At 74.3% G+C, this 17,160-nt stretch carries 10 protein-coding genes; 9 read left to right on the forward strand and 1 reads right to left on the reverse strand.

The window, feature by feature from the left end:
* The first annotated feature begins 161 nt into the window (after positions 1-161).
* From OG715_RS39635 to OG715_RS39675, 9 genes are all read left to right on the forward strand, one after another.
* A complete protein-coding gene (locus tag OG715_RS39635) occupies positions 162-5,447 on the forward strand; it encodes a non-ribosomal peptide synthetase (RefSeq protein ID WP_266272369.1) in 5,286 nt (1,761 codons plus the stop codon).
* Positions 5,444-11,227 (forward strand): non-ribosomal peptide synthetase/MFS transporter, encoded by a 5,784-nt coding sequence (locus tag OG715_RS39640; protein WP_266272368.1) that lies wholly within the window; start codon positions 5,444-5,446, stop codon positions 11,225-11,227. Before OG715_RS39635 ends, OG715_RS39640 begins: the two co-directional genes overlap by 4 nt.
* Before the next feature lie 146 nt (positions 11,228-11,373).
* Positions 11,374-11,787 carry a VOC family protein gene (locus OG715_RS39645; RefSeq protein WP_266272367.1) on the forward strand — a complete coding sequence of 138 codons (414 nt, stop codon included), beginning with the start codon at positions 11,374-11,376 and terminating at the stop codon, positions 11,785-11,787.
* A gap of 300 nt (positions 11,788-12,087) precedes the next feature.
* Positions 12,088-12,354 carry a hypothetical protein gene (locus tag OG715_RS39650; protein ID WP_266272366.1) on the forward strand — a complete coding sequence of 89 codons (267 nt, stop codon included), beginning with the start codon at positions 12,088-12,090 and terminating at the stop codon, positions 12,352-12,354.
* Positions 12,355-12,523: 169 nt separating this feature from the next.
* Positions 12,524-13,111: a GAP family protein gene (locus OG715_RS39655; RefSeq protein ID WP_266272365.1), complete on the forward strand. Its 588-nt coding sequence runs from the start codon at positions 12,524-12,526 to the stop codon at positions 13,109-13,111.
* A gap of 19 nt (positions 13,112-13,130) precedes the next feature.
* Positions 13,131-13,790 carry a hypothetical protein gene (locus tag OG715_RS39660; RefSeq protein ID WP_266272364.1) on the forward strand — a complete coding sequence of 220 codons (660 nt, stop codon included), beginning with the start codon at positions 13,131-13,133 and terminating at the stop codon, positions 13,788-13,790.
* Positions 13,791-14,092: 302 nt separating this feature from the next.
* Entirely contained in the window at positions 14,093-14,296 is a 204-nt protein-coding gene (locus OG715_RS39665; protein WP_030918248.1) for a cold-shock protein, read from the forward strand.
* A gap of 368 nt (positions 14,297-14,664) precedes the next feature.
* Positions 14,665-16,224, forward strand: a complete 1,560-nt coding sequence (locus OG715_RS39670) for a DEAD/DEAH box helicase (RefSeq protein WP_266272363.1) — start codon at positions 14,665-14,667, stop codon at positions 16,222-16,224.
* 100 nt (positions 16,225-16,324) lie between these two features.
* On the forward strand, positions 16,325-16,705 hold the full coding sequence (locus OG715_RS39675) for a CBS domain-containing protein (protein WP_266272362.1): 381 nt from the start codon (positions 16,325-16,327) through the stop codon (positions 16,703-16,705).
* Between the two features lie 18 nt (positions 16,706-16,723).
* Here OG715_RS39675 and OG715_RS39680 read toward each other — a convergent pair whose 3' ends face one another.
* Positions 16,724-17,023, reverse strand: coding sequence for a hypothetical protein (locus OG715_RS39680; RefSeq protein WP_266272361.1), 300 nt, complete (start codon positions 17,021-17,023; stop codon positions 16,724-16,726).
* Positions 17,024-17,160 lie beyond the last annotated feature (137 nt).

Here is a 17,160-nt window from a genome sequence, read left to right on the forward strand (position 1 = left end):
GAGCCCGCCCTGAGTGCCTTCGGGCCGGCCCTTCCCGGGTTGCTCGACCGCGCGCGCCGCGGCGACGGCAAGAGCTGACCAGCGCTCAGAGTTCCACAACACCGGGACGCTCGACAGGGCCCGCCCCGGTGTCATGGCAGGTTCACGAGGGGGGATCGACAATGGCGTCGGCGGACACGTTCGGGACCGGCCCGGTGCATCGGGCGTTCGAGGAAACGGCGGGACGGACTCCGGACAGGATCGCCGTGCTGGCCGGCACGGTCCGGACCACCTACGCGGAGCTCGACCGGCGGGCCGGAGCGGTGGCCCGTGAACTGCGCCGGCTGGGGGTCGGGCGGGGTTCACTGGTCGGCGTGTGCCTGGACCGGGACGAATGGCTGCTCCCCGCACTGCTGGGAGTATGGAAGGCCGGCGCGGCCTACGTGCCGTTGGACCCGGCGTACCCGGCGAGCCGGTCGGAGTACATCGCCGCGGACGCCGGGATCTCACAGCTGATCACCTCGGCGGCCGTCCTCCGGCGCTGCGGCGACGTCCTCCGCGCCACCGGCGACGGCCTGTTGCTGGTCGAGACGGTCGGCCCGGGTACCGATGAGCAGACCGGCCTCGATCCTGCCGACGACAGCGGCCCGACGGACGCCGCCTACGTGATGTACACCTCCGGCTCCACCGGACGGCCCAAGGGCGTGGTGGTCGAGCACCGCAACGTGGCCGCCCTGCTGCGCTGGGAGTCGACCGTGTACTCGCCCGACGAACTCCGCGGGATGCTGGCCGCTACCTCGGTCTGCTTCGACCCCTCGGTGACGCAGCTGTTCCTCCCGCTGCTCCGCGGCGGGACGGTGATCCTCGCCGAGAACCTGCTCGCCCTGTCCTCCCTTCCCGCACGGGACCGGGTCACCACCGTCTACGGAACGCCGTCCGCGCTGGCCGCGCTGATACGCGAGCCCCTGCCGCCGGGCGTGCGCACCGTCCGCGCGGGCGGCGAACCGCTCACCCGGGCCCTGGCGGACCGGATCCACGCCAACCCCGGTGTCCGCAGGGTCGTCCAGAGCTACGGCCCGACCGAGTGCACCGTGAGCTGCGTGACGCACGAGGTGCCCGCGGACGGGCGGGCCGAGCCGCCGATCGGGTCGCCCTACGCGGGGAGCGGGCTCTCGGTGCGCGACCGCGCCGGGAACCCGCTGGGCGACGGCGAGACCGGGGAACTCTGGGTGTCCGGTCCACTGGTCGCCCGGGGCTACCTGGCCAGGCCGGAACTGACGGCCGAACGGTTCGTCACGGACGCCGCCGGAATCCGGCACTACCGGACCGGCGACCTGGTGCGACGCGTCGACGGGCTCCACCACTTCGCCGGGCGGACCGACGACCAGGTGAAGGTCCGCGGCTTCCGGATCGAGCTGGGCGAGGTCGAGGCGACGCTCGCGGGACACCCGGCCGTCCGGCACGCCGCGGCACTGGCCCCGGCCGACCAGGACGGCACCCGACTCCTCCTGGCCTACGCCGAGTCGGCCGACCGGACGCTCACCGGGGCGCGGCTCCGCACCTGGCTGCGGGACCGGCTGCCGGACCACCTGGTCCCCTCCCGGATCGCCGTCCTCGACCGACTGCCCCTCGGACCGACCGGCAAGACCGATCGCGCCGCGCTGGCCGAGATCGGATTCGGCCGCACGGCCGACACCGAGTACGCCGCCCCGCGCACCGACACCGAGCAGCGGATCGCGGAGACCGTCGCCGGTGCCCTCGGCCTGGACCCGGCGGAGGTCGGCATCCACGACGACTTCGGGGCACTCGGCGGGCATTCGCTGGCCGCCGCCCGCGTCTGCGCCGTCCTGGGCCGCGACTTCGGCACCGCCGTGTCGCTGACGGAGTTCCTCGCCGCGCCCACCGTCGCCGGACTCGCCCCGCTGCTGCGGGCCGGCTCGGCCGACCGATCGGGCCACGCGCCCGAGCCCGCGCTGGTCCGTCACCCCGGACGGGACAGCTACCCGCTGACGGCCGCGCAGCAGGGCATGTGGCTGCTGCGGCAGATCGGTCCCGGCGGGCGCGCCACCACCATCGCCTTCCGGCTGCGCCTGCGCGGACTGCCGGGCCCGGCGCGGCTGCGGGCCGCGTTGGACGCGGTGGTCGAGCGGCACGAGGTGCTGCGCAGCGTCGTGCTGACCGGTGCTGCGGGGGATGCCCCCGGTCGGGCGGGCGACGAGGAACCGGTCGCCTCGGTCCGGCCGCCGGCCCCGGTGCCGTTCGAGGAACACGACCTCAGGGGAGTGTCCGGGGCGGAACAGGCGAAGCAGGCGGCCGAGTTGACGCGCGAGGCCGCCGGCCACGTGTTCGACCTCGCCGCCGAGACACCGCTCCTGCGGGCCGCACTGCTCCGGCTGGACGAGGACGACGCCGAACTGGTCGTCGTGACCGACCATGTGGCGTTCGACGGCTGGTCGATCGGCGTACTGATGTCGGAACTGGTCGGCAGCCTGGCGGGCGGGGCGGAGGACGGTCCGGGCAACGGCGCCGGCCTCGCGCCGCCGCCCGTCCAGGTCGGCGACATCGCGCTGCACGAGCGCGCGCTCACCGCCCGGCCCGAGCGGCTGGAGGAGCTGCGGGCCTTCTGGGCGCGGGAGTTGGCGGACGCCGTCCCGCCGCACGACCTCCTCCCCGCTGCGCACCCGGGTTCCGGGAGGCCGGGCGGCGAACGGCTGGCCCGTCCGCTCGACGCCGGGACGGCGGCCGTGCTGCGCGAGCTCGCGGCCGACTGCGGTTCCACTCCGTTCGCGATGTTCCTGACCGCGCTCGGCGTGCTGGTCGCCGGCCTCACCGGCCGGTCCGACGTCGTCCTCGGCGCGGCCGTGGCGCACCGGGCGCACCCCGAGCTTGAGGCGGTCGTCGGGCCACTGATCGGGATCAGCCCGATCAGACTGGGGCTGGCGGAGGGGGAGTCCTTCCGGAGCGCCGTCGGCCGTGCCGCCGCCACCACCGCCCGCGTCATGGACCATCCGGGGTTCACCGTGCAGGAGGCCTTCGAGGCGGCCGGCATCGAACACCCCCGGGGCACGATGGGCACCCCGGTCGTGCTCTCGCTCCAGCCGGCCGGCCTTCCGGTGGCGGTGGAGCAGGACGGCGTCCGGCTGGAACTGCTCGGCGAGACGACCGACGGCGGGGCGCAGGCACCGCTGACAGTGTTCGTCAACGAGACGGTGCGGGGGCCCGAGCTCCGGATCGCGTACGACACGGACCGGTTCGCCCCGGCCGACGCGGAGGCGTTCGCCGACCGGCTGCTCCGGATCCTGTGCGCCGCGGCGGCCGATCCGGACCTTCCGCTGTCGGCCCTGGAGCTGGTGAGCCCGGCGGAGCGGGCCGAACTGCTCGCCGCCGGCACCGGAGCCCCGCTGCCGGCCGACGGCCCGCCGACCGTGGTGGCGGCCGTGCTCGACCAGGCCGCCCGGCGGTCGACCGAGGTGGCCACCTGCGACGCGGCCGGTGGACTCAGTTACGCGGAACTGGCCGAGCGGTCCCGGAGGGTGGCCGAGGCCCTGCTCGCGGCATCGACGGCAACGGCATCGGCGACCGCGACCGTGACGGCGACGGCAACGGGGTTCGAGCCCGAGGCGGGACCGGCGGGGTCGTTCACCGTCGGGGTCTGCCTGCCTCGCGACCGCTACCTCCCCGCGGCCCTGCTCGGCGTCCTGCGCGCCGGTGCCGCCTACGTCCCCCTGGAACCGGACCAGCCCGTCGAACGGCTGCGCGCCCAACTCGCCGACTCCGGCGCGACCGTCGTCGTCGCCGCCGGGCAGACCCTCGCGCTCGCCGCCGAACTGGCCGAGGCGGTCGGTGCCGGCGTCCTCGATCTGGGCGGCGCGGGCAGCCCCGGGCCCGTGTGGGTGCACTTTGCAAAGTGCGCAGCGCACTTTGCAAAGTCGTCGGGGACTTTGCAAAGTGCATCCGCGGAGCCGGTGGAGCTGCCCGACCCGGCCCCCGAGGGGCTGGCCTATGTGCTGTACACCTCCGGTTCGACCGGCCTGCCCAAGGGTGTCGAGGTCACCCACGCGAACCTGGCGGCCTTCGTGGCCGCGATGCGGATCACGCCGGGAATCCGGCCCGGCGACGTCATGCTGGGGCTCACCTCGCCGGCCTTCGACGTGTTCGGGTTCGAACTCTGGGTCGGCCTGTCCTGCGGGCTCCGGCTCGCGATGCTGGACCGCGAGGCCGCGGTGGACGGCTATGCCGTCGCGCGGTTCATCGACCGGGCCGGGGTGACGTTGATGACCGCCACGCCGACGACGCTCCGGATGCTGGTCGCCGCCCGGTGGTCGGCGCCGGGGGTGCGCGTCGTCAGCGTCGGCGAGCCGATGGACCCCGCCCTGGCAGGCGAACTCCTCTCCCGCACAGGCGAATTGTGGAACGCCTACGGGCCCACCGAGAGCACGGTCTACTCGACCGTGGCCCGGGTGGGGACACCCGTCGGTGAGGCGGTGCCGATCGGCCGCCCGCTCGCCGGGGAGAGGGCCTATGTGCTGGACGCCATGGGCAGGTTGGTGCCGCCGGGAGTGACCGGGGAGCTGTGGATCGGCGGTGCGGGCGTCGCCAGGGGCTACCGGAACCGGCCCGACGCGACCGCTACCGCGTTCGAGGCGGACCCGTTCGTCTCGGACCCGTTCGTCGCGGATCCGCTCGCACCCGGCGGGCGGCGTTACCGGACCGGCGATCTGGCCCGCTGGCGGCCGTGGGGGTCCGCCGGACCGGAGGCCGGGGGAGCCGGGGGAGCCGGGGGAGGCACCCTCGAATTCCGGGGCCGCCGCGACCAGCAGGTGAAGCTGCGCGGCCACCGCGTCGAACTCGGCGAGATCGAGACCGCCCTGCGCACCGAACCGGCGGTGGTGGACGCGGCCGTCGTGCTGCTCGGCGCCGGGGCGGACGCCCACCTGGTCGGCTACCTCGCGCTGGGTCCCTCGGCGGCGACCGCCTTCACCACGCCCGGGGTCGAGGAGCGCCTGCGCACCCGCGTCCCGGACCACATGGTGCCCCGGCGGTGGGTCGTGCTCGTCGCCCTGCCCCTGACGGCCTCGGGCAAGGTCAACCGGACCGCCCTCCCCGCGCCCGGTCCGGACTCCGGCCGTGCTGCACCCGGCCGCGACCGGATCCCCCCGCGCACCGATGCCGAGCTGCTGGCGGCCGAGGTGTGGGAGGCGGTGCTCGGTGTCGCCGACGTCGGCGCCCACGACGACTTCTTCGCACTCGGCGGGCATTCGCTGGCGGCCACCCGGGTCACGGGCCGGCTGATGGCGGCGCTGGACCTCGCCGTGCCGGTTCGGCTGCTGTTCGAGCACCCGGTGCTGGCCGACTTCGCCGCCGGGCTGGAGGCGCTGCTGCTGGCCGACCTGGTCGCAACGGCCGGTCCCACCGACTCGTCCGACCTCGCCACCCCCGCCTCCCACCCCGCCGGCGGTGCCGCATGACCGAGGTGTCCGCCGAGCGGCGGGACTCCCAGGAACCCCGGCTCGCCGACGCCCTGCGGGCCCGGCTGGCCTCGGCCCGCCGCACCGCCGCCCGCAGCACCCCGGCGATACCCGCCCGGCCGGACGGCGACGCCCCGGCCCCGCTGTCGGCCGCACAGGCACGGCTGTGGTTCCTCACCCAGCTGGATCCGGAGAGCACCGCCTACCGGATCCCGGTCGCGCTGCACCTGGACGGACCGCTGGACCGCGCCGCACTGCTGGGGGCGGTGCGGGACCTCGCCGAACGGCACCAGGTCCTGCGGAGCCTGATCGTCGAGACCGACGGCGAACCGATGACCGTGACCGGCCCGGCGGACGTGGTGCCGCTGACCGAGGTCGACCTGACCGGGCCGGGCGGGCGGGAGTCGCTCGACCGCCGCCTCCGGGAGGACCTGCGCAGGCCGTTCGACCTGGCTTCGGAACCGCCCCTGCGGGCGATGCTGCTCCGGCTCGGCACCGATGAGCACGTGCTGGCGCTGACGGTCCACCACATCGCCTTCGACGCCTGGTCGAGGACGCTGGCGGTGGCGGAACTGGCGGCACTCTACGCGGCCCGGCTCGGGTCGGCCGGGCCTCCCGCACCGCCGCCGGTCCAGTACGCGGACTACGCGCACTGGCTCTCCCGACGGCCCGAGGAGGGGGACCGCGCGGAGGCCGACCTGAGCTGGTGGGTCCGTGCGCTGTCCGGCCTGGAGCCGGTCCTCGACCTGCCCACCGACCGGCCCCGCCCACCGGTCGCGGACCGGACGGGCGCGGAACTGCCGGTGGTCCTGCCCCCCGCGCTGACCGCCAAGGTGCGCGGGCGGGCCGCCGAGCTCGGCTGCACGCCGTTCATGGTGCTGCTCGCGGTCTGGCAGGAGCTGCTCGCCCGGCTGTCGGGCGTCGACGACGTGCCGGTCGGCGTGCCCGAGGCGGGACGACGGCATCCCGACACCGAGCGTGTGATCGGCTTCTTCATCAACACCCTGACCATGCGGACCGACCTGTCGGGCGCCCCGACCGGCCGGGAACTGCTGCACCGGGTGCGCGACGCGGCGCTGGAGGCCTTCGCCCGCACCGAGGTCCCGTTCGAACGGATCGTGGACCGGCTGCGCCCGGCGCGCGACCTCTCCACCACGCCGATCTTCCAGGTCCTCCTCAACGTGATCGACACCCCGGCGGCGGTGCCGAGCTTCCCGGGCCTGGCGGCGAGGGTCTTCGCACCACCGGCGACAACGGCCAAGTTCGACCTGAACCTGGCGTTCACGGCCACCTCGCCGAGCGGCCCGGGCGACCCGGGCGACGCCCGCAGCACCGGCGACACCCACGCGACCGGCGACACCTACGCGACCGGCGACACCTACCAGGGGTCGCTGATCTACCGCACCGACCTCTTCGAGCAGCACACCGCGCGGCGGATCACCGAGTGGTACACGGTCCTGCTGGACGGCGTGCTGTCCGATCTCGACCGCCCCGTGCGCGAGGTGGCGCTCGAACCGGTGGACGGACCGCTGCTGTCCGGGCCGCGTCGGGAGTTCGACCTCACCCGGCCGCTGCACAGCCTGGTCGAGCGCTGGGCGGCCGAACGGCCCGAGGCGACGGCGGCCGTGGGCCCCGACGGCGAACTCACCTACGGACAGCTGGAGCGGCGGGCGAACCGGCTCGCGCACCGGCTGCTCGCGGCCGGGGTCGGACCGCACGACCCGGTCGCCGTCCTGACCGACCGTCGGACACCGCTCGTGGTCGCCCTGCTCGCCACGCTCAAGGCCGGCGCGGTCTACCTGCCGCTCGACCCGGCCTACCCGGACGACCGGCTGGCCGACATCCTGTCGACGGCGGGCGCGCGGATCGTCCTGGCGGAGCGGGAGTTCGCCGGGCGCGGCCCGGGCCCGGCCGGCGCAGCTCCGGAGCTGCTGGTCCTCGACGGTCACTCCGCTCCGGACGCACCACCGGACCACCCCGACAGCACGGCACCGGGGGTGGTCGTCGATCCGGACGCACCGGCCTACCTGATCTTCACCTCGGGCTCGACCGGCCGTCCCAAGGGCGTCACGGTCGAGCACCGCCAGATCACCCACTATCTGCACGCCGTGGCGGAGCGGCTGGCCGGCTGCGAGGTCGCGGGAGGCTCGTTCGCCCTGGTGTCGACCCATGCGGCGGACCTCGGCCTGACCAACCTGTTCGGGGCGCTGACCACCGGCGGCACGGTGCACCTGGTGGACCGCGAGGTGGCGACCGACCCGGAGGCGTACGGGGAGTACCTGGCGGCGCACCCGGTCGACGCGGTCAAAATGGTGCCCAGCCACCTGGAACTGCTCGCCGCCCACGGGGATCTCGGTCGCGTGCTGCCGCGCAAGCTGCTCGTCCTCGCGGGCGAGGCCTGCTCGTGGGACCTGGTGGCCCGAATCCGTTCCGCGCGGCCCGAGTTGGCCGTGCAGGTGCACTACGGCCCCACCGAGACCACGGTGTCCGTGCTCGGCAACGCCGTGGAGGAGACCCCGCCGGGTAGGCGTTCGGGGACGGTCCCGATCGGCCGGCCACTGGCCGACGTGGACTGCTGGGTGGTCGACCCCGACGGCCGGCCGCTGCCCGCCGGGGTGCCCGGCGAGCTGTGGATCGGCGGGCCGAGCGTGGCGCGCGGCTACTTCGGCCGCCCCGATCTGACCGACGAGCGTTTCGTCCCCGACCCGGTGACCGGCAAGGTGCGGTGCTACCGCTCCGGGGACCGGGTCCGGCTGAACGGGGCCGGGCTGTTCGAGTTCCTCGGGCGGGTCGACGACCAGGTCAAGATCCGCGGCTTCCGGGTGGAACCGGGCGAGGTGGCCACGGCGCTGCGGGAACTGCCGGAACTCGCCGAGGCGGTGGTCCTCCCGGTCGGCGAGGCCCACGCCGCAAGGCTCACCGCCTGGGTGACTCCTGCGGTGCCCGGCTCCGCCGTGGACGTCGCCCGCGTGCGCACGGCCCTGCGCGGGCGACTGCCCGACTACATGGTGCCCCCGGCGATCGTCGTGCTCCCCGCGCTGCCGCTGAACCCGAACGGGAAGGTGGACAGGTCCGCCCTGCCCGCACCCGAACCGGCGGCGAGCACCGGGCACACCGCCCCGAGCACGCCGACCGAACTGCGCGTCGCCCGGGCCTGGGCACTGGTCCTCGAACCGGGCGCGGCCGACGGCACGGGCGCCCGAGTCGGCACCGGCACCGACACCCACTCCCATATCGGTATCGACGACGACTTCTTCGCCCTGGGCGGCGACTCCTTCCGGGCGGTGCGCGCCGTCCGGGCCATCGACCCGACGCTGCGGGTGATCGACCTGTTCACCCGGCCGACCGTCCGCGAGCTGGCCGCGTTCCTCGACGCGGCCGAGGCGGACGGACCCGACGGCGAGCGCCGCCTGCTGCACCGGCTGGCGGGCCCGCCGCCCGGCCGGCAGCCGACCGTCACCGTGGTCTGCGTCCCCTACGGCGGCGGTTCGGCGGCCGCCTACGGCCCGCTCGCCACCGAACTGGCAGCGGCGATGCCCGGCGCGGCCGTACTGGCCGTGGAACTGCCGGGACACGATCCGGCCCGGCCGGACGAGCCGCTGCTCCCACTGACCGTGCTGATCGACCGGGTCGTCGCCGAGCTGGCCGAGCCGGCCGAGCCGGCGGGGCCGGCCGAGCCGGCGGGGCCGGCCGAGCCGGCGGGGCCGGCCGAGCCGGCGGGGCCGGCCGGACCGGCCCCGGCGGCAGGCCCCGGCCCGGTGGTGGTGTACGGCCACTGCGTCGGCTCGGCCGCCGCCACCGAACTGGCGCTTCGCCTGGAGGCCGGGGGCGTCCCGGTGACGGGCCTGCTGGTCGGCGGCAGCTTCCCCGGCGCGCGACTGCCGGGGCGGCTGTCGACCTGGCTGCGCGAAAGGTTCCCGGCCACCCGCTGGACCTCGGACCGGGCCTACCGGGACTTCCTGCGCACCCTCGGCGGCATCGACGACGACGGCGACGGAAGCGGCGACGGCAGGAGCGACGGGAACGGTGAAGCGGCCGACGCCGCGCAGCGGACCATGCTGCGCGCGCTGCGCCACGACGTGGACCAGGCCCAGGGCTGGTTCACCGGCGAACTGACCGGGCCGGACGCCCGCAGGCTGCGGGCCCCGGTGCTCTGCGTGATCGGAGAACGCGACCGGTCCACGGAGCTCTACCAGGAGCGCTTCGCGGAGTGGGGCGCCTTCGCCGACCGGGTGGAGCTGGCCACCCTCCCCGGAGCAGGGCACTACTTCCTCAAGCACCAGGCCGCCCAGCTCGCCGCGCTCGTCGGCGAGCGGCTCGGTGCCTGGGCCGACGGCCTGCTGCCGGAGCCGGTCGCGGACGTCACGGTCGTCGGTGGGAGGGCGCGCCGGGACCTCCGGGACTTCTACCTCGTCGCCGCGGGGCAGACGGTCTCCCTGATCGGCAGCGCGCTGACCTCGTTCGCCCTCGGCGTCTGGGCCTACCAGCGCAGCGGGCGGGTCGCCGACTACGCGCTGATCAGCATGCTCGCGATGCTCCCGGCGATCGTCGCGGGTCCGCTGGGCGGCGCGGTGGCGGACCGGATCGACCGCCGCCGGGTCATGCTCGCCTGCGACGCCGTCTCCGCGACGGCCACGGTGTCCCTGGTGGCCGCGCTGTGGAGCGGCAGCCTGGCGCTCTGGCAGGTCGGTCTGATCGTGGGCGTCATGTCGCTGGTGACCGCGTTCCGACGCCCGGCCTACCTGGCGGCCGTCGCCCAACTGGTCCCCAAGCCGTACCTGGTGCAGGCCAACGGGCTCGCCAACCTCGGCGCCGGTCTGGGAATCCTGATCGCTCCGCTGGCCGGCGGCGCGCTGATCGGGCTGGTCGGCCTGCCGTGGGTGGTGGCCGTGGACGTCGCGTCGTTCCTGGTCGGCCTGGCCGCGCTGCTGCGGGTGCGCTTCCCCGACCGGCTCTTCCGTCGGCAGGAGGAGTCCTTCGCCCGGACCGTCGTCGGTGGCTGGCGGTTCCTGGCCCGGCGCCGTCCGCTGCTGGTGATGATCGTGTTTTTCATGGTGGAGAACTACCTGGGCACGCTCGCGGTGACGCTGACGGTCCCCAGCGTGCTCTCCTTCAGCGGCACCACCGCGGTGGGCGTGGTGACGGCGGTCGGCGGCGCGGGGGCCGTGGCGGGCAGCCTGGTCGTGGCGCTCTGGGGCGGCACCGCCCGACGGGCGACCGGCATGGTGGGGTTCGTGGGCGGCGTCGGCCTGGGCGTCGTCCTGGTCGGCCTGCGCCCGTCGGTGACGCTGGCCGCCGTGGGCGCACTCGTCTGGTGGGCGTCCATGAGCATCCTCAACGCGCACTGGCTGGCGATCATCCAGCTCAAGGTCGGACCCGACCTCCAGGGCCGGGTGCTCGCCACCAACCAGATGCTCGCCGTCGCCATGACCCCGCTGGCCTTCCTCACCGCCCCGCCCCTCGCCGAGCGCTTCTCCGGCCTGCTGGACCGGGGCGGGTCACTGGCGGGCACCGTGGGCCGGGTCCTCGGGACCGGTCCGGGCCGGGGCACCGGCCTGCTCCTCGTCACCTGCGGGGTGCTGCTGATCGGCTGGGCCGTCCTGGGCCTGTCCTACCGCCCCCTGCGGTACATGGAGGACGGCCTGCCGGACGCCGTCGCCGGGGCGGAGATCGCCGAGGACCTCGACGCCCTCCAGGCCGCGGCCGACCGGGCCCTGCCCCAGCTCTCCCGAACTGACCGTCTGTCACATTCCTCCATCCGCTCCCGCCATACGGATTGACCGGTGATCAAGCGCGAACGCGACCGCGGCCCTGGCCTGGTTGTCCGGCTCGTATACGTCTAGAGTGCCGATCGCGCATCGAACGGAATGCCGGGCTCCGGCCCGGTTGTTCGACGCGTCCAAATCCGGAACGCAAGGAGCAAGGCATGAAAGCGCACGTCAGCTCGATCCTCCTCGGTGTCCAGGACCTGGACCGGGCCAAGCAGTTCTACACCGAGGGCCTCGGCTGGAAGATCAAGAACGACTTCGGCGTCTCGGTGTTCTTCGAGTCGGACGGTGCCTCGCCGGTCGGCTTCTACGACCGCAAGGGTCTGGCCGACCAGGTGGGCACGGATGCCGAGGGCAGTGGCTTCAGCGGCCTGGTCCTGACCTACGTCGTCCGCAGCGAGGCGCGGGTGGACGAGATCATCGCGGAGGCCGCGAAGGCCGGCGCCACGGTACTCAAGCCCGCCGGCGCCCTGCCGTGGGGCGGCTACGGCGGCAGCTTCGCCGACCTGGACGGCTACATCTGGAGCCTCGGCTACAGCGCCCCGGGCGCCGACCAGCCCTACGCGGAGTAGTCGCGGTCCCTCGCCGGACAGTCGCCCGGGACGACGCGGCGTGCGCCCTGTCGTCCCGGGCACGGCGACGGACCGGGCCCGGACGGCCGTCAGGTGAACGGCGGGGATCGACGAAGCGTCATGAACCGTTCCTGACGGTGTCCGTCGCCGGCGTCGGCGCCGGTGTCAGCGCGCCGTCAGTAACGGCTCCGGCGGAATCAAGGAAGCGTCAGGAGCAGGTCGGTGGGCATCCGGCCCGGACTAGCCTCGGGCTGTTCGAGCAGTTGAGACCAAGGATGCCCCACCGGAGGTGAGGTCCACGTGACCGTTCCCAGTGCCTTCCAGCGCCGGCCGCTCCACTCCGGCATTCACGCCTGGGAGTCCGCGGGGTCGACCCTGGCGGCGATCGTCCGCAGGCTCGCCGACAGTCCGCTCGACAGCACTGTCCTCCAGGCCGTGGGCGGCGCGTCGGCATCGGGTCCGGTCGCGGCCGCTCGCCGGGGCGGCGGGCTGAGCGCGACCTGGCGGCCGGTCGTGGCCCCGGACGGCACCCGCCGGCTCGAAGCCCGGTGGCAGTCCGAGCACTGAGCCGCGCGGGCGGCGGCGGGGCGGCGGCGCGGGTAGGTTCGTAGCAGGGAAACCGGCACCGAGGGTGGCTCGCCCTGCGCTCCTGCGGTGCCCTGCGCCGCCGAGGTGTCCGGTGGTCCCGGCCCGTCCGTGACCACCGGGGCTCCGGCGGCCGGGAGGAGGGATGCCCGTGGACACCGTGATCGGCGAGGTCGTCCCGCTCGCGCTGGGCATCGCCCTGTCGCCGGTCCCCGTCGTCCCGGCGATCTTCCTGCTCTTCACGCCCCGGCCCAGAGCGGCCGCCGGGATGTTCCTGGCCGGCTGGGTGGCCGGGATCCTCGTGGTCGCGTCCGCCCTCGCCGCGCTCGCGGTGTTCGTCGAGGCCCGCGAGGAGACGCCGACCTGGGCGTCCTGGGCCAAGACCGGTCTCGGCGCGGTGCTCCTCCTGGCCGCCCTGCGGCAGTGGCGCTCCGGGGCGTCGAAGGGCACCCCGGGGTGGATGAGGACGCTCACGGATGCCACGCCGGCCAAGGCCCTGCGGCTGGGGGCGCTGCTGTCGGGGGTCAATCCGAAGGTGGTCCTGCTGTCGGCGGCCGCCGGGCTGACGATCGGCGCGGCCGAGCTGGGGTCCGTGCGGACCGTCGCCTCCGTGGCGGTGTTCACCGCGGTGTCGGCCCCGGCCCCGACCACCTGCGCGTACCAGGCCGGCTGGCGGTCGCGCGCGACCGGGCCGAGGCTGGTGGGGAGCAGGATCGGGCCGCTGGTGGCCCGACCGTGAGGCGGAGGCGGATCCCCCAATGCAGCGTTTCCTCCATGCACGGGAGCGGGCGTCCGGCGGGTCGAACCGCCACGCCGGCCTCGTCGCGATCGCGCTCGCCGGTTCGGTGCTGGTCGCCGCCGGGTGCGCTTCCTCGTCCACCTCCACCTCGCCGTCCACGGCGTCCTCGCGGCCGTTCTCGCCGGACGCGAGCTCCTTCTCCGGCGAGCTGCCCTCCTCGGTGGCCTCCGCAAAGTCCTCGCTGCTGGAATCGGCCTCGGCGGCCGCGTCCGCGGCGTCGGCCGCCGCCTCCCGGGCCGAGGCCTCGCGGTCGGAGGCGGCCGCCTCGTTCGAGGCGTCCGTCTCGGCGCAGCTGGCCGCCGGCCGGGCCGAGGCGCAATCGGTGCTGTCCAAGACGGAGGGCACCGGCAACGCCCTGTCGGACATCACGCTCACCGGTCTGCCCAAGGCGCAGACCGCGGGCCTCAACGCCGCGCTGGTGACGGTGGTGAACAGCACGTCCTCGACGGCCTCCTACGCGATCAAGGTCGAGTTCCTGGACGGCGACCAGGTGGTGGACACCACCGTGCTGGGGATCAAGGACGTCGCCTCGGGAGCGAAGGCCACCGCCACGGCCTTCAGCTCGCTCGACCGTGACAAGGCGCTGGTGCCCAGGGTCGCCCAGGCCCAGCGGTACTGAGGAGAAGGGCCGGTGGCAGCGGCGCGAATTTCTGGCCGCTGCTTCGGAAAATGTGTGGTCGGCCGGCGGCCCCCGGGAGGGGTGGCGTCGAACCCGGGGCGAAATATCCGTCCGCGGGGGGCCCGGGCCTGCTACAGTCGTCGTAGTTGCAGTAGTGGTTCCCATGAACTTTGTGTGCGCCTGCTGATGATCGGCAGGCGCATTTTTGTTTCCCGGCTCTTCCCCGGGTGGGTGCTCATCGCGGTGACTCGGAGCGCGCACTGTGCACGTTCCGGAAAGTCCCCTTTGAAGGAGATTTCTTTATGGCTAATGGCACTGTGAAGTGGTTCAACGCGGAAAAGGGCTTCGGCTTCATCGAGCAGGAGGGTGGCGGCCCCGACGTCTTCGCCCACTACTCGAACATCAACGCCAACGGCTTCCGCGAGCTGCTCGAGGGCCAGAAGGTCGAGTTCGACGTCACGCAGGGCCAGAAGGGCCCGCAGGCCGAGAACATTCGTCCGCTGTAGTTTTTCTGCCACGGCACCCGCCTGGTAGCGAGGGGCCCGAACCGCGTACATCACGTCCGGTGCGGGCTCCTCGGCATTGCGCCACGACGCGCATCACGGGCCGTTCCGGCCCCGGTTTCGCCACCGGCTGCCATCCCCCACGCGAGACGCACAGCGCCGCGTCCGGATCGGCGCCCCGCCGTGACAGTTCACGGTTCGAGGTTCCGCGCTCCCGCCTCCCGCGGTGAGCGCCGACTGCAGGTGACGTGCCGCACGGTTTCACCGTCCACGCTCCGCTCTCCACACTTTCGGCCCGTTCCTCGCGGCCTCCTGCCTGCGTCCTGCGCTGCGGAGCCCCCTTGCGACGCGCCGTCCAAGGAAGGTTTCGCATGAACCGTTCCACCCGTTCCCCCTACCGGAACACCGACTCCCGTTCCGGCTCCTCCTCCCGCCGTTCCTCCGGTGGTTCCTACGGGTCCCGCTCCGGCGGCGGTTCCTTCTACGGCGACCGGCCCTCCGGCGGCCGCGGCTCCCGTCAGGGTTCCTCCCTGCAGGGGGAGTTCGCGATGCCGGTGAGCACCACCCCGTCGCTGCCGGCCGTCGAGACGTTCGAGGAACTGGAGATGCCGAAGGCGCTGCTGTCGGTGCTGACCCGTCAGGGCGTCACCGCTCCGTTCCCGATCCAGGCCGCCACGCTGCCGAACTCGCTGGCCGGCCGGGACGTCCTCGGACGGGGCCGTACCGGCTCCGGCAAGACCATCGCGTTCGGCCTCGCCGTGCTGGCCAGGACCGCCGGGCAGCGGGCCGAACCGCGCCGCCCGCTGGCGCTGGTGCTGGTGCCCACCCGGGAGCTGGCGCAGCAGGTGACCGAAGCGCTGACGCCGTTCGCCCACGCGGTGCGGCTGCGGATGGCCACGGTCGTCGGCGGGATGTCGATCGGTCGGCAGGCGCAGACGCTGAACCGGGGCGCGGAGGTCGTGGTGGCCACCCCCGGCCGGCTCAAGGACCTGATCCAGCGCGGTGACTGCCAGCTGGACGGGGTCGGCATCACGGTGCTCGACGAGGCCGACCAGATGGCCGACATGGGCTTCCTGCCGCAGGTCACCGAGCTGCTGGAGCAGGTGGCCGAGGGCGGTCAGACGATGCTGTTCTCGGCGACCCTGGACCGCAACGTCGACCGGCTGGTGCGGCGCTTCCTCAAGGACCCGGTGACGCACTCGGTGGACCCGTCCGCCGGAGCGGTCAGCACGATGGAGCACCACGTGCTGCAGGTGCAGAACTTCGACAAGAACGCCACGATCGCGCACATCGCCTCCCGCGACGGCGGGGTGATCATGTTCATCGACACCAAGGACGGCGCCGACCGCCTGGTGGACGACCTGCTCGCCAACGGCGTGAAGGCCGCCGCCCTGCACGGCGGCAAGTCCCAGCCGCAGCGCAACCGGACCCTGGAGCAGTTCCGCAACGGCCAGGTCACCGCGCTGATCGCCACCAACGTCGCCGCCCGGGGCATCCACGTCGACGGCCTCGACCTGGTCGTCAACCTCGACCCGCCGAGCGACCACAAGGACTACCTGCACCGCGGCGGCCGCACCGCCCGGGCCGGGCAGTCCGGCACCGTCGTCACCCTGGTCCTGCCCAACCAGCGCCGCGGCATGGCCCGGATGATGGCCACCGCCGCCATCACCCCGATCACCACCCGCGTCAATGCCGGTGACGAGGAGTTGGCCCGCATCACCGGCGCCCGGGTCCCCACCGGCATCCCCGTCGTGATCGAGGCCCCCGTCGTGGAGCGCTCCCGCCGCGGCCCGTCCACCAGCCGCAACCGGCGCAGCCGCCCCGCCCGCCCCGTGGGCGGTTCCGGCTCCGGCGCCGGGACCGGCGGTGGCACCGGAGCGGGTTCCGCGGGCCGCCGCCGGGCACCCAGGCGCGCCTCCGCGTCCGCGTAGGGCGCCCGGTGAACGGGCGGGGGAGCGCGACCGGCGCGCCCCCGCCCGTTCCTGGTCCCTTGTTCCCGTCCCGCCGTCACCGACCCTGTGGAGTCCGCCCATGACGCTCACCCTCGAACGCCCCGCGGCCACCGCCGCGGTCGGCGACCACATGCGCCGCCCCGAGCTCCAGATCAGCGACGACGTCATGGTCGACGTGGCGATCGACATTCTGCGCAGCTCCGGCGCCGACCACGTCCTGGTCCGCGACGACGACGGCTGCTGTGCGGGGCTGCTGTCCCGCGCGCACCTCGCGCAGTTCGAGGTCCGCTCCCGGCTGTCCGAGCGGATCCCGGTCCGCGACATCGGCTTCGACCGCGGCCCGTTCGCCACCGCCGACATGCCCGCCGCCACGGCGTCGGCCGCCATGCGCGCCCGGGGACTGGCCGTGTGGCCGGTGGTGGACCACGACGGCCACGCCGTCGGCCTGTTCGACCTCTAGCCGTTCTGCGCCGGGAGGTCAGGCGGCCCCGCTCACGCCGGGGGCGATGTAGCGCCGGTGCAGCGGGCGGAACCCGATCTCCGGCTCGCCGGTGATGCCGGCTTCCTGGACCGGGGCCGCGAGTCGTTCGGCGAAGAACCGTTCGAAGGCGGCGCGTGACGTCCACACGTCGACCACGCGCAGCGCGTCCGGCTCGAACCAGGCCACGTGCAGCAGGGCGTCCTCCGGGTCCCGCTCCTTCCAGCCCACCGCCACCCGCGTGGCGTCGTAATGCTCGGGTGTGACCCCGGTCCACCGCATCGACAAGACCTCGGCCATCGCGAACACCCGGTCCCGTCGCGTGCGCCGCCGGCGGCCCGGAGGCGCCTCCTCTCCAGGAGACCGCAGAACGCCGCCGACCGCACGCCGTCACCCGTTCGGGTGAACGCCGGGGTGGAGGGCAAGCCGCGCCGTAC

The sequence above is a fragment of the Kitasatospora purpeofusca genome (assembly GCF_036010405.1).
Lineage (GTDB): Bacteria > Actinomycetota > Actinomycetes > Streptomycetales > Streptomycetaceae > Kitasatospora > Kitasatospora purpeofusca.

Excerpts from the sequence above, each read along its gene's own strand:
- OG715_RS39660 (WP_266272364.1), top strand. The coding sequence starts at position 13,131 with ATGCAGCGTTTCCTCCATGCACGGGAGCGGGCGTCCGGCGGGTCGAAC.
- OG715_RS39675 (WP_266272362.1), top strand. The coding sequence starts at position 16,325 with ATGACGCTCACCCTCGAACGCCCCGCGGCCACCGCCGCGGTCGGCGAC.
- OG715_RS39680 (WP_266272361.1), bottom strand. The coding sequence starts at position 17,023 with ATGGCCGAGGTCTTGTCGATGCGGTGGACCGGGGTCACACCCGAGCAT.
- OG715_RS39665 (WP_030918248.1), top strand. The coding sequence starts at position 14,093 with ATGGCTAATGGCACTGTGAAGTGGTTCAACGCGGAAAAGGGCTTCGGC.
- OG715_RS39670 (WP_266272363.1), top strand. The coding sequence starts at position 14,665 with ATGAACCGTTCCACCCGTTCCCCCTACCGGAACACCGACTCCCGTTCC.
- OG715_RS39635 (WP_266272369.1), top strand. The coding sequence starts at position 162 with ATGGCGTCGGCGGACACGTTCGGGACCGGCCCGGTGCATCGGGCGTTC.
- OG715_RS39640 (WP_266272368.1), top strand. The coding sequence starts at position 5,444 with ATGACCGAGGTGTCCGCCGAGCGGCGGGACTCCCAGGAACCCCGGCTC.
- OG715_RS39645 (WP_266272367.1), top strand. The coding sequence starts at position 11,374 with ATGAAAGCGCACGTCAGCTCGATCCTCCTCGGTGTCCAGGACCTGGAC.